The following is a 23,504-nucleotide window of genomic DNA, read 5'->3' as shown; positions in this document are numbered from 1 at the left end:
CGCCACCGATCTATAAATTCAGAATGTTTTTTGCTTCTTTTTCGGAGTAATAAGGGCCAAGTTCGGCTTCGTCGATGATCTCCTGAACCTGTTCCTCTGAAGCAGGCACAGCTTTGCTGTTTGGGCTATCCTGATGCTGTTCGGTGAAGTCGATCATTCCTTTTTGTTTGAGGTTTTCAAGGATTTTAGTAATCAGTTCCTCTTCTGATTCATTCGTCACTTCAATGTGAAAGGTTTTCATAGTTTCAACTTTTTATTATGAATATATTAATCCAAAAATCGTACCGCTGGTGCAACCTCTCCGCCGTTTTTGGCATCATTCCTGAAAACCTAATCAACTTAGACATGAAAAACAGAAAATTACTAGTGTTAATGCTTTCCTTATTCACTGCTGGTGCTGTGATGGCCCAGAGTGATAGCGATAAGCCTTATGTCACCAAAAACTTCAACAGCGCCAATCTGAAAGAGCTTGCTGTTGAAACTTCCGGCGGGTCCATTACCGTAAATGGTGGACAGAACAGCGGATTTCAGGTTGAAATGTATGTCAAACCTAACAATTGGAACGGGAAGGATAACCTGAGTAAGGAAGACATCGAAGACCGCCTCGAAGACTACGATATTTTGATCGGCACGGAAGGAAACCGCGTCGTAGCAACTGCAAAACGGAAGAACAATGTAAAGTGGGACAACAAAAAAAGTATTTCCATCGGATTTAAAGTCTCTGCACCCAGGAACATTGCAACAAACCTGAAAACCAGCGGAGGCAGCATTCACATTGCTTCACTAACGGGCGAACAAAATTTTGCAACCAGCGGCGGAAGCCTGAAAGTGTCCGATCTGGACGGTGTAATCCGCGGAAGAACGTCTGGCGGCAGCATTGATGTCACCAATTGCAAGAAAGACATTGAGCTGCATACCAGCGGTGGAAGCATTAAAGCGACCGAACTGACAGGTAAAATTGAGCTTAAAACTTCGGGAGGCAGCATTACATTAAACAGCCTCGAAGGCGACATTGAAGCACGCACCAGCGGCGGAAGTGTGAAAGGGGATGATATCAAAGGCGCGCTGAACACAGGCACATCCGGTGGTTCAGTAAGGCTTGCAAATGTTTCCGGCAGTTTGCGGGCAAGCACGAGTGCTGGCAGCATTGAGGTGGAAATGGCCAAATTAGGCGAATATGTAGATCTTTCTAGTTCGGCAGGAAGTGTACGCGTTACGATGCCGATGGACAAAGGCGTGGATCTGGACTTGAAAGGGAATAAGGTTAATATCTCCCTTAAAAACTTTGACGGGGAAGCTGAAAAAGACCGTGTACGCGGCAAAATGAATGGTGGCGGCATTCCGGTTACGCTTTCTGCCAGCAGCGGAAGCGTTTATGTAAATCAATAATATAAATTAACATACACAAGCTGCGAAGATGCGGAAGCGTCTTCGCAGCTTTTTTGTGACCAAATCCCGAAACCAGCGTCAAAGCATAAAAATTCATCGCTTTGACATATGTTTCGTAAAATCAGAGATCTGCTGCAATCGTATTTTCGTATTTCAAAAAAGGAAGCAAGAGGCGCGTTGGTCCTCATGGTGCTTTGTTTGTTGTTACTGTGGTTTCCTTTCATCTTCCGCCGGTTTTTGCTTCCGGTTCTTCCCATTGATAAACAACCCGTTAATCTTAAAATGCTGGATAGCCTGGCGATTGAGCTTGAAAAGGCGAACCAGTCCAGGAACAGAAAATTCAAGCCATTTCCGAAAAAACAGTATACCAAAAAGCCGCCAAAATCCATCCGACTTTTCGATTTTGATCCTAATTCAGCGTCCGTTGAAGAACTTGAAACCCTGGGCATCCCGACCTTCCTCGCAAACCGAATTGAGAAGTTCCGTAGTAAGGGCGGCAAATTTCGTAAGAAAGAAGATTTGCTGAATATTTACGATTTTCCGTCCGAGCTGTTTCACAAGCTGGAAAAACACATTGTTTTTGCTTCTACAACTAATCCGGAAAAAATCAATGCTAAAACAGAAACATTAAAGGAAACCCGGAAAACAACTCATTCCACCTTCAACAGGCCTGCACAACCGGCTATTACACCGTTTGATATCAATACAGCCGATACAACGGAGCTTGTTAAACTGCGTGGGATAGGAAGTAAGCTTTCCATGCGCATTCTGAAATTCAGGGATGCATTAGGAGGGTTTCATACTACGGATCAGTACGCGGAAATTTTCGGGCTGGATTCGCTGGCACTGTCGGAATTGCACAGATACGGCAAGGTAAATAGTGCAGCGAAAAAGATCAACATTAACAGCATAACTGTCGAGGAATTGGGAAAACATTCCTATTTCAAAAACAAAAGGATTACCACGGCCATTATCAATTTTCGCCACCAGCATGGACCATTTCGTGTAGTTGACGATCTCAGGAAAGTGCGGGTCTTGGATGATAATATGATCAAAAAAATAGAGCCATATCTTCGTTTTGATTGAAATATGGCTCCATTTAAATGCTTAAAAGTTGGGTTTCAACATGTATTTGTTGTAGAAATTGTCAATCACTTTCACGGCTTCATCGGGTGTGTCCACGACGCTGATCAGTTTGAGGTCTTCGGGATTGATATTCCCTTCAGTGAGCATGGTTCCTTTAATCCAATCCAGCAGCCCGGTCCAGTAACTGGTCCCGACCAGGACGATAGGGAAGCGGCCGATTTTTTTGGTTTGGATCAAAGTCATCGCTTCAAACATTTCATCCAATGTTCCAAAACCGCCCGGCATGACAATAAATCCCTGTGAATATTTTACGAACATTACTTTCCTCACAAAAAAGAAATCGAAGTTAATGTTCTTGTCGGGATCGATGTAAATGTTGCTGTGTTGCTCAAAAGGGAGTTTGATATTTAATCCAACCGATTTTCCGCCCTGCTCCCGTGCGCCTTTGTTACCGGCCTCCATAATCCCGGGCCCACCGCCCGTGATAACACCATAACCGTGTCTTACCAGCTTGGCAGCAATATCTTCGGCCGTTTTATAATGTGGGTTGTCCGAAAGCGTCCTTGCCGATCCGAAAATGGAAACGCAGGGTCCGATTTTGGCGAGCTTGTCAAAACCTTCGACGAACTCTGCCATAACCTTAAATACAACCCACGAATCCGCACTCTTTATTTCATTCCAATTTCTGTCTTCAAAAGCCTCTTTGATCCGCTTTTCATCTTCGGGAACCGCGGGGTTCATGAGGGAAACATCTATTAACTCAGCATTTGTTGGTTTTGCTTCTTCACTCATATTCGGGATATTCAATTTAGTTGTTGAAGGAGATAATCGTAACTTTGTTGCCTGCTTCATTAAAAATATAAAATATTAACTTTAACCGTCGCTGGTGATAAAGCAGACGGTTACAATTAACAAAAAAGTAATGAGAAAAATTGCTATCGGTTCGGATCACGCGGGTTTTCCATACAAGGAACCGGTCATTAACTGGTTAACGACGAATGGTTTTGAAGTGAAGGATTTCGGCACATACAGTGCTGACTCTGCTGATTATGCAGATTTTGCCCATCCTGTTGCAAGCGGCGTTGAAAGCGGTGAGTTTGAAAAAGGCGTGTTACTTTGCGGTAGCGGCCAGGGTGTGTGCATTACGGCCAACAAGCACCAGGGAATCCGCGCAGCATTGGTTTGGGATTTGCCATTGGCAGCATTAGCACGCCAGCATAACGATGCAAATATTATTTGCATACCCGTTCGATTTATCGAACTGGAAACGGCACTGGCAAGCGTAGGCGCTTTTTTGGCAACGGAATTTGAAGGAGGCCGCCACCAGACGCGCGTAGACAAAATTGCCTGCTAAATTTTGCGCTGGTAAATCCCTTTCCAGGGGCTTAATTCATATTGTTGCCTCAATGCCGGAACCCGATAGAGCAGTTTCGGCATAATGTTCACTTTGTCGATGACATAGTCGGGTGGGTCCTTTTTGAAATTGTCATAAACATGGATCACGCTGTCGAAATTGTCCAGGTTCCTTAAATCGTAGCTGGCGAGCTCCCAGTTGAGATAAGGCGTTGCCGTATAGTTATTGATATACTCCCCTGAATGCTGCCCCAGCACCAGTACGCGTTTCTTTTGTATCTGTTCGGGAAGTTCAGCCTGCCTTGCGCGTAAATTTTCCAGCTTACCCATGGAAAGTCCGGGTATAATGCCGCGTAATCCCTGATATTGAATCAATAGGATCACGGTGCCCATGGTGATAAATTGCAGTTCATCCGCCCAACTTTTCTTTTTGAAGCTCTGAAAATAATGCGTTGCGAAAAATGCGGCAGGCGGGATGAAAATGACAAACTGCATGGGAGCCATGAATTGCATCAGCGGAATAGTAAACACCGCGATAATGAACCATAGGGCCATCACCTGCTGGATCCGTGTTTGGTAATTCACAAAGCGCAATGTGGTGAAGATCCGCATAAAACCCATCACACCGAAGCCCAGCGGCAGCAACAGGGAAGCGATCAGCGAGGCAAAATCATTGAGATTATATTGTTTTACCTGAAAAACAGAGGTTAGCAAGTTTCTGTTAAGGCTTTCAATGCCATTGTTCATGTAAAAGAACAGCACGACCATCAACAAAGGGAAAACGGACCCGAATATCCCCAGCAAATGGTGCCGCACCGTGGAACCGGTGTAGAATAGTAAAGCCAGAAATCCCCAGATCATAAACAATGAAGCTGGCAGATAAAATAATGTTGCTATCCCAATATAAAGCCCCATTTCAAAAACCTGCGGCGTCACTTCCCGCCTTACCAGGATTTTGACAATGGCACCAAATGCAAAAAGAAGGAATGTGTTGGCCATCAGCATGGGCGACAATGTGCCCATGTCGAAAGAAATGTTCAAAAACAGCGCATATAGCGCGCCTGGCAGGAATGTGCGCTCCGGAAAAACTTCCCTTGAGTGTATTACGTAGTTAAAATAGAGAATCTGGACAATGGAAACAGTAATGGCTGCGAGCTGATAAATCCACTGTTCGCGCCCGAAAAGTGTGTCGATAAGCCAGTAAGTAAGGCCCGAAAAAGGGCTCACATTATCCCAAACATCCCGGTATAGCATAAAGCCGCGGCCCATTTGCTCGCCTACCAGCATCCAGCTCAGTTCAGGGATAAGCAGCGGCGCACCACCCAGGAAAAATGGAAGGCGGAGCAGTAAGAAAAATACTACCAGACTAATCGTCTGATACCGTGCGTTGACGCGAAAAAAACTTAACAAGAAGTATGCGGATTATATATCTTATCAGAATAACTTTCACGAAATTACAACTCCGCATTCTACAAAAACAAAATAAGTCCGGATATTTGTACTTTTGAAACATGGAATCTAAAAGACAACAAAAAGTAGGGAGGCAGATTCAGAAGGATCTTGGGGAGATATTTCAAAAGGACGCACATCATTTAACGAATGGCTCTTTTGTTACCATTACGGCCGTTCGTGTTACGCCTGACCTTAGCATTGCAAGAGCATATCTGAGCTTTTTGCCTGATAAAAATAAATCCATTTTGCTGGAAACAATTCAGGAAAACACCCGGTTCTTTCGCCAGAAACTGGCAGAAAGGGTGCGTCACCAGCTGCGGATTGTTCCTCATTTACAATTTTATATGGACGATACTGCCGAGTATGCGGCCAAAATGGATCTGCTTTTTTCGGATCTTGTTATCCCACCAGCCCAGCCGGACGAGGAAGAAGAATCCAATTGATTAAAGCGCATACCAAATGGATCTTTCGTACCGGATCGCTGTCCGCTATTTCTTTTCACGCAACAAACGCAGCTTTATTAGCGTCATAGCCCGCATTGCTATGGCCGGTGTGGCCGTGGGAACCATGGCGATGGTGGTGGTGCTCTCCGTTTTCAACGGAATGGAAGATCTTAACCGTAAAATTTTCAAGACTTTCGACGCAGATATTAAAGTCACGCCGACGGAAGGGAAACGGTTTAAAGTTGACAATTCATTCCTTGAGAAAGTTAAATCTGTGGAAGGTGTAAAGCTGGTCACGCAGGTCGTGGAAGATAATGCACTAGCCCAGTATGGTAATCAACAGATTATCATTCGGTTGAAAGGTGTGGACAGCACATTCGAGCGCCAGGGACAACTCGATACGGCTGTTATCGAAGGCTCACTGCAACTTTACGGTAAAGGCGGGACACCTTATGGTATCATAGCGGAGGGCGTGCGGAATGCATTGTCTATTTCTTTGGATGACATTATTACACCTTTGCAATTAATGTATCCCAAAACAGGTACAAAAACTTTGAATCTCACTTCTGCGGAAGCATTTAATCACTTGTCGCTCAGGCCTGGCGGCATATTTTTTATAGAAACGCGTTACGACGATTATGTGATCGCCCCAATAACGCTCGTGGAAGGCCTGATGGACTACAAAGGCGAAAGGTCATCGCTGGAAGTGCAGATTAAACCTGGATTTAGTGAAGGGAAAGTCAGCAAGGCAATTGCCGAAAAAATTGGAAGCAGATTTGTGGTGAGAGACAGGGATTCGCTCAACTCCGACCTGCTCCGTGCGATCCGTTTGGAAAAACTTTTTGTGGCTATAACCTTGTCATTCATTATTTTAGTAGCTGCAATTAACATTTTCTTCTCGCTGAGCATGCTTGCGATCGAGAAAAAGAAGGATGTTTCCATGCTTTACGCGCTGGGGGCGACGCCGGGATTGATCAGAAGGATTTTCCTGACTGAAGGTGCCATTGTGGCGTTGTCAGGAGCAATATTCGGACTAGGAGCAGGCATTGCATTATGCTTGCTGCAGTTGAAATACGGACTGGTTTCCATGGGCATGGCAACTTCACTGGTGGATGCTTATCCGGTCAAATTAATATGGGAAGATATACTCTATACTGGCATTATTGTCGTTATCATAACAATGCTGGTGTCTTACATTCCGGCAAGGAGAGCGGCCGAGGCAGGGCAAATCCTGCCAACCTGATATTTAAATGAGAAGAACAAAATACTAACCGAATCACTTTGACTTACTTCCACACAATCAATTTGAAAAAAAACGGCCACCATACCGGGCTTTTTTTGAGCCGTTTGATCTATATATGCTACGCAGCTTTTTTATTGCTTTCAGTTCCTTCCTATGCTTCGGAAGTTGCTGATACATTGAGAAGAAGAAATCCGGGAACCGTTTCCAAGCAAGGTCCTTACCGCCCCGAACGGCCACGCAAAAGTGACATTCTTTACACGCGTCTCGATGTAGCATTTGATTGGGAAAAGCAACAGGTCCCCGCATCGGCGGTTTTGATGTTCAAACCTCATTTTTATCCCCAAAATACATTGGAACTGGATGCTAAGGGTTTTGATATCAAAAGCATTTCACTAATGGACACAGTGGGTGATTATGGTACGCTGTCCACGGAGGAGATTCAGGGTAAAATCAAAAAAAAGCTCGAATACACTTACGATAAGCGGAAATTGCTCATTAAGCTGGATCAGAGTTATACCAAAAAGGATACAGTTTTTGTCAAGATCGATTACATAGCGCGCCCGAACGACGTTCCACGCGACAAACCCGGCGACAGCGCTTCTGAAAAAGGCCTTTATTTCATCAATGCCGATGGAATGGATGAAGGCAAGCCAAAGCAGATCTGGACACAAGGAGAGACCGAAGGAAGCAGCTGCTGGTTCCCGACCATTGATGCGCCTAACCAAAAGTTCACCCAGGACATTTACATTACGGTCGACAGCACTTATAAAACTTTGTCGAATGGTTTGCTGGTTGCGCAGAATGAAGGTAAAAAAGGAACCCGGACGGATCATTGGAAACAATCGCTTCCGCATGCACCTTACCTGGCTATGATGGCGGTGGGTGATTTTGTGGTGGCCAAAGATATGATGCCCAATGGCTTGGAGCTAAGTTATTACGTTGAACCAAAATATGGGCAGGATGCGCACGCGATTTTTGGTCGCACGCCCGAAATGATGGGCTTTTTTGCCAATGTTTTCGGCGTTGAATATCCCTGGGAAAAATATGCACAGATCGCCGTGAGGGACTTTGTAGCCGGCGCGATGGAAAACACGACCGCCACGGTTCACGAAGAAGGCGTGCAGAATGATGCTCGTTCGCTGGTTGATGGCAATTCTGACGCCGTGATCGCACATGAATTGGCGCATCACTGGTTTGGTGACTATGTGACTGCTGAGGAATGGGGGCAACTTCCACTAAATGAGTCTTTTGCGAATTATTCCGAGTATCTGTGGAGTGAATATAATAACGGGAAATATGAAGCCGACTGGCAGAATTTGCAGGAGATGAAGGCTTACCTGGCCGAATCTGAAACGAAGCAGGTGCCGATGATCCGCTATTTTTATAAGGACCGCGAAAATATGTTTGACAGCCATTCCTATGCAAAGGGCGGCCGTATCCTGCATATGCTTAGAAATTACGTGGGTGACGATGCGTTTTTTGCCTCGCTTCAAAATTACCTTAAAACACATGCTTTCGGCACCGCCGAGATTGATGATTTGAGAATGTCTTTTGAAAAAGTGACCGGCGAAGATCTGAACTGGTTTTTTGATCAATGGTTCCAGCGTCCGGGGCATCCTACCATTAGGATTCAGCAGGAATACACAGCTGGAAAAGTGCTTTTAAAACTGAAACAAACACAGGATACACTTGCTACGACAGTTTACCGCCTTCCTTTAAAAGTGGATGTGTGGGTAAGCGGCAAGAAAAACCAGTATAACGTCGTGGTCGACAAAGCAACTCAAACGCTTGAATTTCCAGCAGCGAAAAAGCCCGATCTGGTTGTTTTTGACGCAGATGCGCAGTTATTAGGCGTTGTCGAGCACGAAAAGAACCGGCGTGAAATGGAGTTCCAATATGTGAACAGCGACCGTTTTCTGCATAAATACGAGGCATTGGCGTCTTTGGAAGGAAGTCTTACAGATACACTCGCCCGTGCCATTCTCGTAAAAGCAATGACCGATCCATTCTGGAAATTCCGTCAGATGGCGATCAGCAACTTTGCTGAATATGATGGAAATGGCTTTGCTGACATTGAAAAGACCATACAAAGTGCTGCCCGAATGGACGCGCATCCGCAGGTGCGCTCGGAGGCCATGATCACATTAGCGTCTTTCGGTGATAACAACAGCGATTCTATTTTCAGGGAAGCATTGAGCGACAGTTCTTATCAGGTCGTTTCTGTTGCGATCGAGAAATATCTGATGGGACAACCTACGGATGCGAATGAAATAGCGGCACAGTTTGAAAACAGCCCCAACGACGCCATCGTAACTTCGGTAGGTAATTATTACGCAGGCCTTGCGCAGCCAGAACGGTTTGATTGGTTCCTGGAAAAAATGAAATCCATGAAACCGACTGAGAAATATAATTTCTTACAGGTGTTCGGGAAATATCTGATCAAATCCAAGCAGGATGTGCAGCGGAAAAGTATTCCGGTCCTCGAAGGCCTGGCGCGTGATAATCCTTCCTATTTCGTCCGGTTTGGCGCATTTCAGGCTTTGGGTCTGTTGACCGACATTCAAGGCGTGGTGGCTTTGCGGAAAGACATTCGTGCAAAGGAAACAGAGCCTAAGCTGAAAGAAATGTACAGCCAGTTTGGCGATTTGTAGGCGACATTAGGCGCATACAAATCATTGTGGATCCAGATAATAGTCCAGGTTTTCCTTGGTAATAATGTCTAACGGCAAAAATTTGATTGGTTGGATGTCTTTCTTGAATACCAGGAAGTTGGCCAGCTGGTGAATTCCCCAGTAACCCTGTCCTAATGGGTTTTGATTGATCAGGAAATTGATAATCTCTTTTTCCAGATAATTCAGGTTAGGCGTCAAAAGATCGTATCCAACCAGCTTAATGTGCTTCAAAGCTTTTTTTTCCAAATAAGAGGCCACTTCAAATGCCTTTGAATTGGTCACATATATGGCTTTTAACTGCGGCTCTTCTGTTAATATGGCATCCAATTGATCATCCAGTGTCTCGCCATCAGGGAAATTGATCTCCTTGCTGATAATCTTGAATTTGGAATCGTGCTTATCTGATTCAAAATAATCCCTGAAACCAGCCTCTTTTGTAATTAAATGCGCGGAGTTTGAAATATCTTCATTCACGTGCGCCACCAAAACGGTTCCCGGAGACTGCAAGCCAAAACTCAGGATTTTGGCCGCCAGCGAGCCGCTCCGGTAGGAGTCCTGTCCAATGTAACAAAGCGGGTTGACGTGTTCAATTTGTGTGTTAAAAAGCACATAGGGAATGTTCAAACTTGCCCATTCCTCGAAAAACGGCAGTGCTTCCTTATAAAAAACGGGTGCGATCAAAAGTCCGTCCGGATGCTCTTTGGACACTTCCCTGGCTTTTGCAATAAAGGATTGTTCTTCGTGTGAATTAAAAATGAAAAGACTAATATAAACGCCATACTGCCGCAACTCTTTTTCAGCCTTTTCGAGTCCGATTTTTGGGGCTTCCCAGTAAGAATCCGCATCCGGATCAGGGATAAGCACGGCCAGATTATACGTCCTTTGCGATTTTAACGACTGTGCGATAAAGTTAGGTTCGTAATTGAGCTCCTTAATAATGCTTAAAATGCGCTCTCGCACATCGTCGGCGACCCTGCCACGGTTATGCAACACCCGGTCCACAGTTCCTTTCGAAGTTTGGGCCTTTTCTGCTATATCTTTAATTCTGACGATTCTCTTTTTCACTTTCTTTCGGTATTCAGTATTCTTCCTTTTTCGGTTGCTAAGGCGAATATCAAATTTTTATTTGAAGGATATACGGTTTAGGATAAACTAATGCATGTGACACAATACTTTTCAAATTTTTATTATAATAAATTTGAGATTCTCCCAAAATGAATTTAGTTTTACCTTATAAAAATCCAGTTCACTAGAACTGTCCGGGTACGATCCCGAATCGTATTTTTATCTGTGTGCTCGAACACTTTTTTGAATTTTGATTGGATTAACCAATTTTACAATTAATTTTGTCAAGAAGATCTCAATTAAAATATTATTCTACGTTCCTCGTCCTTAACACTTGAAAGAACCTAACCTTTAACCTTTTCCAGAATTACTACCCATTTTTCTGCTAATCCTAAATCCATAATAAAGCGTACGAAGTCACATTCGTGCGCTTTTTACTTGTCGGGGCTAGACTATTTCGATCGAAACGTCCTCTGAATCAGCATAAGCCGAGCACGTAAGTATCCAGCCTTCCTGCAAATCGCGGTCGGTAAGCACTTCGTTTACGCTCATATGCAACGCACCACTCCTGCATATGCCCGCGCAGGTGGCACATCGTCCGCCCTTGCAACTGTATGGCAGGTGGATGCCCGCAGCCAGCGCAGCATCCAGGATAGTTGTGTGTGCCGGAACAAACAGGTCATGTATCTGGCCACGGAAATTAAGCTTCACCACGTGTGGATAAGAAACGGGCGGAGGCGGCGGCGGGGAAGGGATGACAAAGTTCTCTTTCCGAATTTGCATAGAAGAAAATCCCATATAATGAAGGGTGATCTCCACCGACCGCATTAATTCGTACGGGCCGCAAATAAAAAATCGCGCACTCGCGGGCAAAAAATGAAGTGATTTATTGATCAATTGCTCCAACCGCGTATTGTTAATCCGGCCCCGGAGCCCATTCCAGTCGTCCAGCGGCTGACTGTGAATGTGAACCACTTTCAGGCGTTCGGGGAAATTTTCCTGCCACTTTTGAATTTGGTTATGGAAGAGCGCATGTCGTGCATTTCGGCTCGCGTAAAGCAGGGTAATATTGCTTTCTTTTTCCCGGACCAGTGTTTGTTTTAAAATGGAAAAAAGAGGCGTAATGCCGCTTCCTGCTGCAATAAGCACAATGTCGCGCGGCGTGCCTAATGAATCTTCCAACACAAACCGGCCCGATGGCGGCAACACATTAAAATGATCTCCCACCTTCACATGATCAATCCAGAATCTTGAAATCTCGCCATTAGGCACCCGTTTTACGGTAATTGCCGGATTTTCATCCACATCAGGCGCCGAGCTCATGGAGTAGGAGCGCCTGGTTTCATGGCCATGCATGGGGATCAGAAATGTGAGAAATTGCCCGGCTTTGTATGTGAAAGGTTCCTTGTTTGTCCTTTCAAAAATAAATGTCTTTGCATCAGCTGCCTCATCAACAATGTGCTTTACTTGCAAAGAAATTGTGGCTTCGGACATTGGGAAATATATTATTGAATGAAAGCTTAACGTTGATTTTGCTCAGCGTTGTTCCAGAGGGTCTCATATTCTGCCAAAAGGGTCCAGCAATGCGCCTCGCAAATCCAACGCATATGGAATAACGGGCTGATTGCTAATTTGTAAAGTAACGGGTTCTCATAGGAAGTGAGCAGACCGGCTATGAAGAAATAAAAACCCTGAAAGTCCTTTTTCGTGAAATTTTCGACGGGTATCCGTTCCGTTAGGACCCCTAATCGTATCAGCGAAGATGCGATTATCACCTTGTCCATTGGATGTTTGGATGCTTTTAACATCATTTTCGCATCAGCAATCAGTCTGCCTCTGATCGTCCGCAACGGAGCAGGCTCGAAAGCAACCAGCAATCGCGTCACGTGATAAATAATAAGTGGAGTCCTCGGATATTGATGTGCAGACCTGAATGGGGCCTTTATGTGGCGATCCGTTTCAATGATAGACCTGATGTAATATAACGTGTCTTCGTCGTAATAAGTCAGCGGTAAATTATAATGGTAAATGCAGTACATCAGGTTGCTCAGCACGCAAGCGTCAAATTCGACATACATTTTCTTGCCAAACCAGGTGGAGTATGCATACAGATCTTTATAGTCTGGAAATGTATTGCGCACGCGGGAGTTACCGCCATTGGCATGCTGGATCAGTTTATCTTTCAGCCAGGCAAGTTCCGTCTCTGTGGGCTGGGTTGTAAGGTAAATTAGTGATGTATCATCGACATCGTCGGGAATTCTGAAATGTTCGAAACGCCGAAAAATATGGCCATTGGGAAAGTGCCTGGATGGCTTTGTTTTCCAGAAATTGTAGGTTTTAAGACCGTCTTTATTCTGGAAGTCCGGATAGTTTTTTATCACATTATCGCAGATCTGCTTGATCATTTTTTGCTGATCCGCATCTGCATATTTTGCAATGGACTGTAATGTAAAGCAGATAATGGCCGAGAAGAAAATCGTCGTGTCGGGCCGATGGTAACCGATCCATTTGTTTTCCCTGTGTGCCGGGAAAATTCCTGCGGGAAAGTGACGTTCGCCATTGGACTGAAGGTTTTCAATCTGGTCCAGAAAGAATTGCAAAGGTTGCTTCATGTGCCGAAACTAACAAAAGGCAACAAAAAAAGAAACCCCGCCTTAAACGACAGGGTTTCTGTAAGTCAACTTCATATATTTTTAAACGCCTTCAGCAACCACTTCTTTCACGTCCGGCACCATGCGGGTAAGAAGATTTTCTATGCCCGCTTTCAATGTTAATGTAGACGATGGGCAACCGCTGCAAGAGCCTTGAAGCAGGACCTTTACAACGCCGGAATCCTCGTTGAACGAATGGAAGTTGATTGCTCCGCCATCGGACTCAACAGCCGGGCGAACGTATTGGTCTAATGCAGCTTTGATTTTTTGAACGGTGTCCGAGTCTCTCGAGTCAACGATCAAGGTGTTTTTGTCAATTGTTTGCTGTTCAAAAACCGGGTGGTTTTCCTCAAAATAGATTTTGATAAATTGCTTCGTATCTCTCAAAACATCTTCCCAGGCTGTCACCTCATCTTTGGTAATAGTAACAAAATTGCTGGCTATAAAAACTCTTTTTACATGCGGAAACTGAAAAAGATCAGAAGCCAGCGGCGACGCTTTTCCTTCTTCCAAAGCCGCTTCCAGAGAAGGATAATCAAATGAAAGTCCATCCGGCACCAACTCAAAGTTCAGCACAAACTTCATCGAATTGGGGTTCGGACTTAATTCTGTATATACAAAAACCGGGCGTGTTAGCATTTTATTGGAAAGTATGTTTTTAAACGGGTAAATGACTTTGTTTTTGATAAACAAGCAAAGTGAGATTTTGGTTTGATGGCTGCGCTCCAAACGCGAAAAAACCCAAAGGACTATAAATCCTTTGGGTTCCTTAAAATGTCAATGCTGACTTACTGACTAAGCTTCTGCTGTAACAGGAGCTTCGGCAGCAGGAGCTGCAACAGCAAGAGGTTCAATGTGAACGTATGACTTGTTTTGACGTGTCTTACGGAAAACTACATTGCCTTCAACCAATGCAAAAAGCGTATGATCACGGCCGATGCCTACATTGTTACCTGGATTGTGTTTGGTTCCGCGCTGACGAACAAGAATATTTCCTGCTTTGGCAACCTGGCCACCGAATAATTTTACGCCCAGACGCTTGCTTTCCGATTCACGTCCGTTTCTCGAGCTACCTACACCTTTCTTATGTGCCATGATATCTTACTATTAATGATAAGTTCTTTATTTAAAACTGATTAAGCTACGATTTCGTCAATGCTGATCTTCGTCAGATACTGACGGTGACCATTCTTAACTTTGTAACCTTTACGTCTTTTCTTCTTGAAGACGATCACTTTTTCACCTTTAAGGTGTTCAAGGACAGTTGCTTTAACAGAAGCGCCTGCAACTGTTGGAAGACCTACCTGTACTGTGCCTGCGGTATCAACCAGAAGGACTTTGTCAAACACAAGAGCAGCGTTCACGTCACCTTCAAGCCTATGCGTGAAGATTTCGAGACCCTTTTCAACCTTAAATTGCTGACCTGCGATTTCTACGATTGCGTACATGTTAATAAATTATGTAAAACTGATTTCTAAAATGAGGTGCAAAGATAGACACTTGCATACAGAATTACAATGCTTTAACGCAAATGTTGCCTGATTTTCCGGCAAATATTTCGGTGCGTATAGTTAAAGTTTGACAAACCGTTACCTTTATATGATTACCAGCCTTCCCGGCGTTGAATCGTTGAATTAACAAAACTTAACAATCCGATCTGTTACTTTATTCCATATTTTGTGTCTTAATGATAGCATGCGTATAAAATACAGGAAAATGAAAATTTGGTTATGGGTTGCAATGTTTTTAGGTGTAGGATTTACGTCCGATGCAAATGCATTTGAGGAAAAGATCGCACTTATTGAAGTGAAACAATCCGCTGGTTATCAGGTAGGCGACGCTGCCGCAAGTTTCCGCTTGAAAAATACGGACGGCAGCATGGTTTCGCTGAATGATTTCAATAATGCAAAGGGCGTAATCGTCATCTTTACGAGTAACCACTGTCCTTTTGCAAAAGCCTACGAAGACCGCATCATTGCGCTCAACAATAAATTCGCCTCCCAGGGTTTTCCGGTCATTGCGATTAATCCGAGTGATCCTGGAACGCACCAGGACGATACATTTGAAAAAATGAAAGAGCGTGCGGCTTCCAAAGGATACGGTTATCCTTATCTGGTGGACGATTCGCAGCAGGTTGCGAAAGCATTTGGGGCTGGGCGTACACCGCAGGTTTATATTTTGCAAAAAAGCGGCGCGAAGTTTACGGTGCGTTACATTGGTATGATCGATGATAATCCGCAGGATCCGGCTGGTGTTACCAAACTTTATGCAGATGAAGCGGTTAGCAATCTTTTGACAGGCAAGCCGGTTGTAACAACCATTACCAAACCCGTCGGATGCGCGATCAAGTGGAAAAATTAGTGCTTTGACATTCTTAACATATGAATAGATTTTTTCTCCTCCTCATTTTCTGCGCTGCTTTCGTTGAGGCGTCTTTTGCGCAAACCAAAAGTAAAAAATTCTCAACCGAAGGGGAATTCACGAGCAATTGTGAAGGCCCCGCTGTGGATAGTGAAGGGAATGTATATGCCGTCAATTTCGCGCGGGATGGGACGGTGGCCATCATGAGTAAGAAAGGAAGTGCGAGTTTCTTTGTGACGCTTCCCAAAGGCAGCACCGGAAATGGCATTCGGTTTGCGGATAAAAACACGTTTTACGTAGCCGATTTTACCGGGCATAATGTCTTGAAAGTGAACCTGATCACGAAGGATATTTCTGTTTTTGCCAATGAGCCGAAAATGAACCAACCCAATGACCTTGCTATCACGGCAAAAGGACACATTTTTTGTTCTGACCCAAACTGGAAAGAAGGCACAGGCCAGATTTGGCACGTATCACCCGAAGGCAAAACGCGCTTGGTTGCAGAAAATATGGGCACTACCAATGGCATCGACGTGAGCCCGGACGAGAAAAAATTATATGTTAATGAAAGCGTGCAGAGGAATGTCTGGGTTTTTGACCTGGCACCGGACGGATCTCTATCCAACAAAAAACTTTTGCACAAATTCGAAGACGGTGGAATGGATGGCATGCGCTGCGACGTGGAAGGGAATCTGTACATTGCCAGACACGGAAAAGGCGAAGTTGCTGTGCTGTCGCCCGAAGGCAAAGTGATCCAGACAATTACCACGATCGGTAAGAAGGTTTCCAACATTTGCTTCGGCGGCAAAAATGGTAAAACCTGCTACATTACGCTTCAAGATCGCGGCTGTCTGGAAACTTTCAAGGCCAATACTGCCGGAAGAGAATGGGCAATGATGAAAGCATTCGCGGAAGTCAATAAAAAATAATCCCTTAAATTTTCTTGAAAAGGCGCAGGACAAGTTTGAAAACTAAAACTGGTTTCATTTACTTTGCAACTCAAAGTACTTTAAACTATTCACATAATGTTGGAAAAACTAGTACGCTATCTTCAAAGTAATCAAAAAGTCGCTCTGCTGGCTTTTGTTTCATCCGCTGCAATGACACTATTGTTATTCAGGATGCTTATTCATAATTGGGACTTCATTTTTCTTGCCTGGAACCTCTTCCTGGCATGGGTGCCGCTGGTTTTTATCAAATCCGTCTGGGAAATGGAAGCGCGGCGCAGGCTGCCATTCGGTCTGCTTATGGGCTATCTGATGATCTGGCTGCTGTTTTTTCCCAATGCGCCCTACATTATTACGGATCTCAAACATTTGAAAGGTGCTCCTGAAAACATCATCTGGTATGATGCGCTCATGATCTTTACATTCTCAGTCGCAGGTTTCCTGACCGGCTTATACAGCATCCGAATCGTACACAGGATCATTACCCGCCGCTGGAACGAGCGACTTGCCTGGCTGGCAATCTTAATGTCCATGGTAATGAGCGGGTTTGGCATATTTCTGGGCCGTTACGGCCGTTGGAACAGCTGGGATATCGTTACACAGCCGGGTGCGCTAGCTCGGGGCATTTTTAAAAGCATACAGGATCCAATGGCCATAAAACACACATTGACGTTTTCGTTCGTGCTGATGTTGTTGTACTTTGCGTTCCATATTTTCGCAGAACTCAAACAAAATGAACGGACCCATAGATTTTCTTAAAGCCGCGCGCAGCTTTCGTTTCGCGGGTGTGGGGATTTATAATCTATTTCGCTACGAAAACAATGCACGCATTCATTTAATGGCCTGTATCCTGGTATTGATGGCCGGTGTGTTTTTCGATATCTCTAGCGTGGAATGGACCATTATTATCATTCAGATTGCACTTGTGCTGGCTGCGGAGGCATTAAACACGTCTATTGAAAAGCTCGCCGACCTGGTAATGCCTGATTATCATCCTGTTATCAAAGTGGTGAAAGATACAGCCGCTGCGGCGGTGCTGATATTGGCTATCTCTGCTGTGCTGGTTGGCCTTATTATTTTTGTCCCAAAATTTTTGCTCCTTTTTTGATATAACACTTTTTACAACCTGTTTTATGAATTCAAACGAGGACTCCCTGCACACCTTGAACGAGATCCGCAGCCTGATGGAGCGGTCTTCGAAATTCTTGTCACTAAGTGGTTTAAGCGGTGTTTTTATTGGCATTTTTGCACTGATAGGTGCTGTTGTGGCTTATGTCAAATTTAAAACGGATTGGCTTGCTGAGATCACAGCACCCGTTGCACCTTACAGCGAAGGCCGTCACGAAGATGTTGCGCGGTTTTTAGTCATCGATGGCTTTTGTGTGTTATTTTTTTCACTGGCAATCGGCACTATCCTGACCGTTCGCAAAGGAAAGAAAAGAGGGCTCACGGTTTGGAACGGAAGCTCGAAAAGATTGTTGGTTGGAATGCTTGTACCGCTTTTGACGGGAGGGGTTTTTTGCCTTAGCATGCTGCTTTACCATCGTATGATATGGATTGTATTTCCTGCCACATTAATTTTTTACGGCATTGCCTTGGTCAATGCCAGCAAATTCACTTATCCTGAGCTCTTTTATATGGGCATTTGCGAAATAGTGCTCGGCAGCCTGACGCTTTTTTTTACGAACTATTCGCTCCTTTTCTGGTCGCTGGGCTTTGGCGTGCTGCATATTATTTACGGATTAGCAATGTATAACCGTTACGAACGCGAAAAAATAACAGCGACAAGCAAGTCTTCCATAAAAGGTCTTTTCGGAATTTTGTTTGTCCTTGCCTCGTTCGCTTGTCATGCGCAGAGTTCTTCGGACAGCACGGTTCGCCAGGTCAGACGCTGGTATGATAAGGAAACGATTTATCTTCAGGGAAATGGTTATGTAAAGGACAATGTGTATTACAGGGGCCAAAAAGCATTAAAAAACGAGTTTTCGTTTTCGCAGGGAGGATTTGAATTATTTAAAAAGTCGCGCCGTACAAGAGGAATCGCGACGGTCATTTCGGTTGCAGGGGCCGTTGGTTCTATCAGTTCGCTGGTTTCAGGGAACCGGAATAATGTAAAGACATTTTTTTGGGTCTCACTCGGAACAGGATTGGTGTCAACGATTTTGACGGTTCAGGCAAACAGTCAGCGGGATCAGGCGATTTGGCTCCGTAACAGGGACGCTATGCTTTTTTTGGAAGCCAATAAATAATCTATTGTTGTTGACTTGGTTTAAAAGCAAGTATAAATGGAGTGGTTAGAGAAGTTTAATAAAGTTTTTGAGAGTAAAATCAGGCTTGGGCTCATGTCCGTGCTTGTGGTGAATGATGCGCTCAGTTTTAATGAATTAAAAGAACTTTTGCAGCTAACCGACGGAAACCTGGCTTCTCATTTGAAAGCACTGGAAGAAACAAAATACATTGAATTTCAAAAGCAATTCCTGGGCAGAAAGCCGCTAACAACCTACAAGGCAACAGAAGTAGGGCATAAGGCATTTACTGATCACTTGCAGGTTCTGGAAAATATGATCCGGCAGAATTTATAACAAAAAAGAAGGGGCAGCATTGAATTCAATGCTGCCCCTTCTTTTTTGTTATCATATTACACTAAAACTTCAAAGGAACCGAGAAACCCGTTTTGTCCCATTGGAAATCAAGCGACGTAGCCGTTGATTTAAATGTTAGTTTTTCTTCTGATGTAGCATATGTTTTGCTTGGAACTGTCACTTTCAAAACATCTTTGCCTTTATTTTTGTCATAATCGTATGCGCCGGATTGACCCAGGACACTGTTTAGAATGATAGTCCATTCTTTCTCGCCTGGAATTGTGAATAAGCTGTAAGTCCCTGCTTTCACTGCTTTGCCAGCAAACATACCATCTTTCTTGAAAGTGATTTCAGTAGAAGCATTTGCGCCGGTTCTCCAGACTTTGCCATATTTTTCCAAACTTTCACTTCCATCCTTGCCAAAAAGAACCCTTCCTTTTTTCGAAGGCTGACCGTAAGCAATGCTGACATTCGGGCCGTCGGTTGTTACTCTCGGGCTTTGTGCGGACGCCCATGTGAATGCAACCAATGTGAGGAAAAGTGTTAAAAATGTGGTTTTCATAAAAGGTAAAAATTGATTTTAGGTGGATAAAATTAATAATCCAACGAAATACGCACTTCAAAAGTTGTGAACCAAGCCGTCTGGTTTTAAAAACGCCAATAAGCGGTGACATTAACGTTGATTAACATATCCAGGGTTGCTAATCTTTGTTTTTTGTGAATTCGCGCTATATTTGAATAATGACTTCTGATGCAATTCAAACGGTAAGAACGCGCTTTTTTGATACAAAAATCGAGTTTTTGAAAGGAGTAGGCCCGCAAAAAGCGGCCTTGCTCAATCAGGAACTGGGCATATTTACATTCGGGGACCTTATCCAACATTATCCTTTCCGGCATGAGGACCGGACCGTTTTCCATAAAATCAAAGACCTGAACGACCAGCTTCCGGCCGCTCAGATCAAGGGTAGGCTGCGCGAATGGACCATGACGGGAGAGGGGAATAAAAAGCGGCTCGTGGCATACTTTACGGACGGCACGGGAATCCTGGAACTTGTTTGGTTCCAGAGCATTGCGTGGTACGAAAAGAACCTTCGCCCGAATACGGAATACATTGTTTTTGGAAAACCCGTGGCGTTCGGCGGCAGATGGAGCATTACGCATCCCGAGCTGGACCTGATCACGCCGGAGAACGAAAACGGTGGGTTTTGGCAGCCCATTTATCCCCTTACCGAAAAGCTGCGCAGAAAATTTGTAGAAAGCCGGGCGATAAGCCGGATGATGAGATCGCTGCTCGAAATTTCCAGGCCGCACATTCGCGAAACGCTTCCAGAAACGCTCGTTCAGAAATACAGGCTTGTTTCCAAGGCAGATGCGCTTTGGAATTTTCACCTGCCGCAAAGCGCCCAATGGCTGCATCAGGCACAACGAAGGCTGAAATTTGAGGAGCTTTTTTACAATCAGTTTCGTCTGATCAAAAATAAGCTGCTGCACAAAACGGAATATCCGGGAATGATTTTCAGCCATACCAACCTCGTAAAGCAGTTTTATGAAAATCATTTGCCGTTTACATTAACCAATGCACAGATCAGGGTGCTGGCGGAAATTCATGAGGACCTGAAAACCGGCCGACAGATGAACCGCCTTTTGCAGGGCGATGTAGGCTCGGGCAAGACTATTGTTGCATTCATTTCTATGCTTTTCGCGCTCGATAATGATGCCCAGGCTTGTTTGATGGCGCCCACAGAAATCCTGGCAGATCAGCATTACCAGGGTTTAAAGAAATTCGCTGACTTGCTGGGTGTCAATATTTGTAAACTCACAGGCTCCACCAAAAAGAAGGAGAGGGAGCTGATCCATAAGCAATTGCTGGATGGCTCTATGCACATTATCGTGGGAACGCATGCGCTTATTGAAGATATTGTTCAGTTCAAAAACCTGGGGCTGTGCATTATCGATGAGCAGCACCGCTTCGGCGTGGCGCAACGGGCAAAATTATGGGCTAAGAATAGTCATATCAATCCGCATATGCTGGTGATGACCGCAACACCCATTCCGCGCACATTGGCCATGACATTATATGGCGACCTGGATATTTCAGCTATCAACGAACTCCCTGCGGGCCGGAAACCGATTAAAACCGTTCACCGTTACGACGCGCACCGGCTGTCTGTTTTCGGTTTTTTGAAAGACGAGATCGCGAAAGGAAGGCAGATCTATATGGTATATCCGTTAATCGAAGAATCCGAGAAAATGGACCTGAAAGACTTAATGGACGGCTATGAAAGCGTTTCGCGTGCATTTCCGAACGTTCCGCTGAGCATTTTGCATGGTAAGATGAAGTCTGCCGATAAGGATTTCGAAATGGCCAGATTTGTTCGTGGTGAGACGAAAATCATGGTCGCGACCACAGTTATTGAGGTCGGGGTCAATGTGCCTAATGCATCTGTAATGGTCATCGAAAACGCAGAAAGGTTTGGTTTATCCCAATTACATCAGCTGCGCGGAAGGGTAGGAAGGGGCGCCGAACAATCGTACTGCATCCTGATCACCGATTACAAAATCAGCAAGGAGACCAAGCTTCGTATTGAAACCATGTGCAGGACTAATGATGGTTTTGAAATTGCAGAAGTGGATCTTCAATTGCGTGGTCCCGGTGACTTGTCCGGCACACAGCAGAGCGGTCTTTTGGATTTATTGGTTGCCAACCTGGCGCAGGACGGGGAGATACTGAAAGCTGCACGTCAATCCGCGGAGGAAATCCTGAACGCAGATCCTGACCTGCTCCAACCTTTAAACCAACCCATTCGTGCACATATAGAACATATGGGCAAGGAGGCGACCAATTGGAGCAGGATCAGTTAAGCTCTTTATGCTTTTATTTCGTAAATCTCTTTGGAAAATTCGAATGTTTGTGGCCTTGTCACGTGTAATGCAGCACCCAGGGAAGTTGCATAAGGCAAATCCGTTGCATATACGCTGTGATTTGAATAATGACGGGCCATCAGCTTTGTGAAAATCTCATTCCTCGCAAAACCGCCATCAATGTAGATCGCCTGCACATCATTAATCCCGATCAAATCCAGTGAAACGTAAAGCAATTCGGTAAGCCCTTTGATCAAATGGTGATAAGCGCTTTCTGCGGAGGCAAATGCGCTGATCTGCCATTCCTGCGTATTTGGTTCGGGAAAAGGCCCGTTACCAGTCATGCAAGCCGTGTAAAAAGGCGGCGTTTCCGCTTTTAAAATTTCCTCATTAAATACAACCCCTTTATAAAAATCGGGCTCGACACGGAAATATTCTGCAATGCGTGCAACCTGATAATCGTGCTCCCTGCCCATAAACAAGCGGGAGGCCGTAACGCCGCTGCCCTCAGGCGTAAGATAATTCATGCAGTCGCGTTCGAGCTGATATGATGTCATCGGCTTGGAGGCGAAGGAATTGAAATTAATGCACCAGGTTCCGGTTGACAGCAGCACAAATGGTTTTTTAACAGCCATCCGGTAAGGAATCAGTGCAGAAGAGCTGTCATGCAACCCAAATCCGGACTGGATGCCTTTTTCATTATGCCTGTATATAAATGAAGAAGACGCCAGGACCGGCGCAAGCTTTTTATGAATTCCTTCTTCCTTTACCCAATCGTGGTAATCCCACATTTCAAAGCTCCAAAGTGCTGTATGACAGCCTAGCGAGGTGTAATCGCTTACTTTTCTGCCTGTTAATAGATAAAGAATGTATTGCGGCAAATGTAATGTTGAAGCGATCTGTTTGTAAATATCGGGATAAGTGTATTTGAGCCAGTAAAGCTGCATTCCCGAATTGAGCATTCCCATGGCCGGAGATCCGGTTTGCAAAGAAAGCCGCGTAGGGTCGCCATATGTGCTGTAAAATTGCTTTAAAAGATCTTCCGGGAAAGGTTTTAAGTAGGAATATAATGGTGTAAGCGGCTTGTTGGAAGCATCCAAATGAACCAGACTTGCCCCATATGCGGCAACATTTACTGCCTTGATATCGTATTTCGGATCTTCCAGCAATGCGGCCCAGCGATCCTGCACCCATTTGGTCAGCAGCTCAATGTCCTCGGTGGGAAATCCATCTTCATCGGTTGTCTCCGGAAGTGACTCTGAAAATTCATCTATAATCTGATACTTTTCATCAAAAAGTATATACTTCTTATTGGTCCTGCCAATGTCAAAAACCGCTGTTACTTTCATTATTCGAATGCGATATCACTTTTTTATCCGGAAATGTATTTTTCGGTTA

The 23,504-nt window shown here is 44.6% G+C and carries 24 protein-coding genes; 13 read left to right on the top strand and 11 right to left on the bottom strand.

Going from position 1 to position 23,504, the window contains the following annotated elements:
* Nucleotides 1-10 precede the first annotated feature (10 nt).
* The gene (locus tag B5X68_RS05160; RefSeq protein WP_082213550.1) at nt 11-241 is read right to left on the bottom strand and encodes a hypothetical protein; all 231 of its coding nucleotides are present in this window, start codon (nt 239-241) and stop codon (nt 11-13) included.
* A gap of 104 nt (nt 242-345) precedes the next feature.
* Here B5X68_RS05160 and B5X68_RS05155 point away from each other — a divergent pair, with 104 nt between their 5' ends.
* The gene (locus tag B5X68_RS05155; RefSeq protein ID WP_082214012.1) at nt 346-1,389 is read left to right on the top strand and encodes a DUF4097 family beta strand repeat-containing protein; all 1,044 of its coding nucleotides are present in this window, start codon (nt 346-348) and stop codon (nt 1,387-1,389) included.
* Between the two features lie 108 nt (nt 1,390-1,497).
* Nucleotides 1,498-2,475, top strand: coding sequence for a ComEA family DNA-binding protein (locus tag B5X68_RS05150; RefSeq protein ID WP_082213549.1), 978 nt, complete (start codon nt 1,498-1,500; stop codon nt 2,473-2,475).
* 21 nt (nt 2,476-2,496) lie between these two features.
* Here B5X68_RS05150 and B5X68_RS05145 read toward each other — a convergent pair whose 3' ends face one another.
* Nucleotides 2,497-3,267 carry an LOG family protein gene (locus B5X68_RS05145; RefSeq protein ID WP_082213548.1) on the bottom strand — a complete coding sequence of 257 codons (771 nt, stop codon included), beginning with the start codon at nt 3,265-3,267 and terminating at the stop codon, nt 2,497-2,499.
* Between the two features lie 130 nt (nt 3,268-3,397).
* Here B5X68_RS05145 and rpiB point away from each other — a divergent pair, with 130 nt between their 5' ends.
* Entirely contained in the window at nt 3,398-3,829 is a 432-nt protein-coding gene (gene rpiB / locus B5X68_RS05140) for a ribose 5-phosphate isomerase B (RefSeq protein ID WP_082214011.1), read from the top strand.
* On the opposite strand, the gene B5X68_RS05135 is transcribed toward rpiB, so the two are convergent.
* Nucleotides 3,826-5,238, bottom strand: a complete 1,413-nt coding sequence (locus B5X68_RS05135; protein ID WP_082213547.1) for a hypothetical protein — start codon at nt 5,236-5,238, stop codon at nt 3,826-3,828. The genes rpiB and B5X68_RS05135 overlap by 4 nt on opposite strands.
* A 101-nt stretch (nt 5,239-5,339) precedes the next feature.
* Here B5X68_RS05135 and rbfA point away from each other — a divergent pair, with 101 nt between their 5' ends.
* The 3 genes from rbfA to B5X68_RS05120 all read left to right on the top strand — a co-directional run bounded on the left by rbfA (nt 5,340) and on the right by B5X68_RS05120 (nt 9,617).
* Nucleotides 5,340-5,723, top strand: coding sequence for a 30S ribosome-binding factor RbfA (gene rbfA, locus B5X68_RS05130; protein WP_082213546.1), 384 nt, complete (start codon nt 5,340-5,342; stop codon nt 5,721-5,723).
* 16 nt (nt 5,724-5,739) lie between these two features.
* Nucleotides 5,740-6,966 (top strand): ABC transporter permease, encoded by a 1,227-nt coding sequence (locus B5X68_RS05125; RefSeq protein ID WP_082213545.1) that lies wholly within the window; start codon nt 5,740-5,742, stop codon nt 6,964-6,966.
* A gap of 95 nt (nt 6,967-7,061) precedes the next feature.
* Nucleotides 7,062-9,617 (top strand): M1 family metallopeptidase, encoded by a 2,556-nt coding sequence (locus B5X68_RS05120; protein ID WP_229208284.1) that lies wholly within the window; start codon nt 7,062-7,064, stop codon nt 9,615-9,617.
* A gap of 21 nt (nt 9,618-9,638) precedes the next feature.
* Here B5X68_RS05120 and B5X68_RS05115 read toward each other — a convergent pair whose 3' ends face one another.
* The 6 genes from B5X68_RS05115 to rplU all read right to left on the bottom strand — a co-directional run bounded on the left by B5X68_RS05115 (nt 9,639) and on the right by rplU (nt 14,802).
* Nucleotides 9,639-10,703, bottom strand: a complete 1,065-nt coding sequence (locus B5X68_RS05115) for a LacI family DNA-binding transcriptional regulator (protein WP_082213543.1) — start codon at nt 10,701-10,703, stop codon at nt 9,639-9,641.
* Between the two features lie 447 nt (nt 10,704-11,150).
* Nucleotides 11,151-12,197 carry a ferredoxin--NADP reductase gene (locus B5X68_RS05110; RefSeq protein WP_082213542.1) on the bottom strand — a complete coding sequence of 349 codons (1,047 nt, stop codon included), beginning with the start codon at nt 12,195-12,197 and terminating at the stop codon, nt 11,151-11,153.
* A gap of 26 nt (nt 12,198-12,223) precedes the next feature.
* A complete protein-coding gene (locus tag B5X68_RS05105) occupies nt 12,224-13,315 on the bottom strand; it encodes a hypothetical protein (protein WP_082213541.1) in 1,092 nt (363 codons plus the stop codon).
* Nucleotides 13,316-13,396: 81 nt separating this feature from the next.
* The gene (locus B5X68_RS05100) at nt 13,397-13,993 is read right to left on the bottom strand and encodes a NifU family protein (RefSeq protein WP_082214010.1); all 597 of its coding nucleotides are present in this window, start codon (nt 13,991-13,993) and stop codon (nt 13,397-13,399) included.
* 156 nt (nt 13,994-14,149) lie between these two features.
* Nucleotides 14,150-14,449 carry a 50S ribosomal protein L27 gene (rpmA, locus tag B5X68_RS05095; protein WP_082213540.1) on the bottom strand — a complete coding sequence of 100 codons (300 nt, stop codon included), beginning with the start codon at nt 14,447-14,449 and terminating at the stop codon, nt 14,150-14,152.
* 41 nt (nt 14,450-14,490) lie between these two features.
* Nucleotides 14,491-14,802 carry a 50S ribosomal protein L21 gene (gene rplU / locus B5X68_RS05090; protein ID WP_026632321.1) on the bottom strand — a complete coding sequence of 104 codons (312 nt, stop codon included), beginning with the start codon at nt 14,800-14,802 and terminating at the stop codon, nt 14,491-14,493.
* Nucleotides 14,803-15,070: 268 nt separating this feature from the next.
* Between rplU and B5X68_RS05085 the strand changes: the two genes are divergently transcribed.
* The 6 genes from B5X68_RS05085 (at nt 15,071) to B5X68_RS05060 (ending at nt 19,244) form a co-directional block, all read left to right on the top strand.
* Nucleotides 15,071-15,715, top strand: a complete 645-nt coding sequence (locus B5X68_RS05085) for a thioredoxin family protein (protein ID WP_082214009.1) — start codon at nt 15,071-15,073, stop codon at nt 15,713-15,715.
* Nucleotides 15,716-15,735: 20 nt separating this feature from the next.
* Nucleotides 15,736-16,644 (top strand): SMP-30/gluconolactonase/LRE family protein, encoded by a 909-nt coding sequence (locus B5X68_RS05080; protein WP_082213539.1) that lies wholly within the window; start codon nt 15,736-15,738, stop codon nt 16,642-16,644.
* A gap of 96 nt (nt 16,645-16,740) precedes the next feature.
* Entirely contained in the window at nt 16,741-17,421 is a 681-nt protein-coding gene (locus tag B5X68_RS05075; protein WP_082213538.1) for a DUF1361 domain-containing protein, read from the top strand.
* On the top strand, nt 17,396-17,770 hold the full coding sequence (locus B5X68_RS05070) for a diacylglycerol kinase family protein (RefSeq protein ID WP_082213537.1): 375 nt from the start codon (nt 17,396-17,398) through the stop codon (nt 17,768-17,770). The genes B5X68_RS05075 and B5X68_RS05070 overlap by 26 nt, the downstream gene beginning before the upstream one ends.
* Before the next feature lie 25 nt (nt 17,771-17,795).
* Nucleotides 17,796-18,911, top strand: a complete 1,116-nt coding sequence (locus B5X68_RS29395) for a hypothetical protein (protein ID WP_082213536.1) — start codon at nt 17,796-17,798, stop codon at nt 18,909-18,911.
* Between the two features lie 36 nt (nt 18,912-18,947).
* Complete coding sequence (locus B5X68_RS05060) at nt 18,948-19,244, top strand: winged helix-turn-helix domain-containing protein (RefSeq protein WP_082213535.1); 297 nt, start codon at nt 18,948-18,950, stop codon at nt 19,242-19,244.
* 61 nt (nt 19,245-19,305) lie between these two features.
* On the opposite strand, the gene B5X68_RS05055 is transcribed toward B5X68_RS05060, so the two are convergent.
* A complete protein-coding gene (locus tag B5X68_RS05055) occupies nt 19,306-19,806 on the bottom strand; it encodes a DUF2911 domain-containing protein (protein WP_082213534.1) in 501 nt (166 codons plus the stop codon).
* A 179-nt stretch (nt 19,807-19,985) separates the two neighbouring features.
* Between B5X68_RS05055 and recG the strand changes: the two genes are divergently transcribed.
* Nucleotides 19,986-22,106, top strand: coding sequence for an ATP-dependent DNA helicase RecG (gene recG, locus B5X68_RS05050; protein WP_082213533.1), 2,121 nt, complete (start codon nt 19,986-19,988; stop codon nt 22,104-22,106).
* 5 nt (nt 22,107-22,111) lie between these two features.
* Here the strand turns inward: recG and B5X68_RS05045 are convergent, their stop codons facing one another.
* Nucleotides 22,112-23,455 carry an FGGY-family carbohydrate kinase gene (locus B5X68_RS05045; protein WP_082213532.1) on the bottom strand — a complete coding sequence of 448 codons (1,344 nt, stop codon included), beginning with the start codon at nt 23,453-23,455 and terminating at the stop codon, nt 22,112-22,114.
* Nucleotides 23,456-23,504: the final 49 nt, after the last annotated feature.

The sequence above is a fragment of the Dyadobacter psychrophilus genome, from assembly GCF_900167945.1.
GTDB classification, from domain to species: Bacteria; Bacteroidota; Bacteroidia; order Cytophagales; family Spirosomataceae; genus Dyadobacter; species Dyadobacter psychrophilus.
This window is presented reverse-complemented; position numbering and strand designations above follow the sequence as displayed.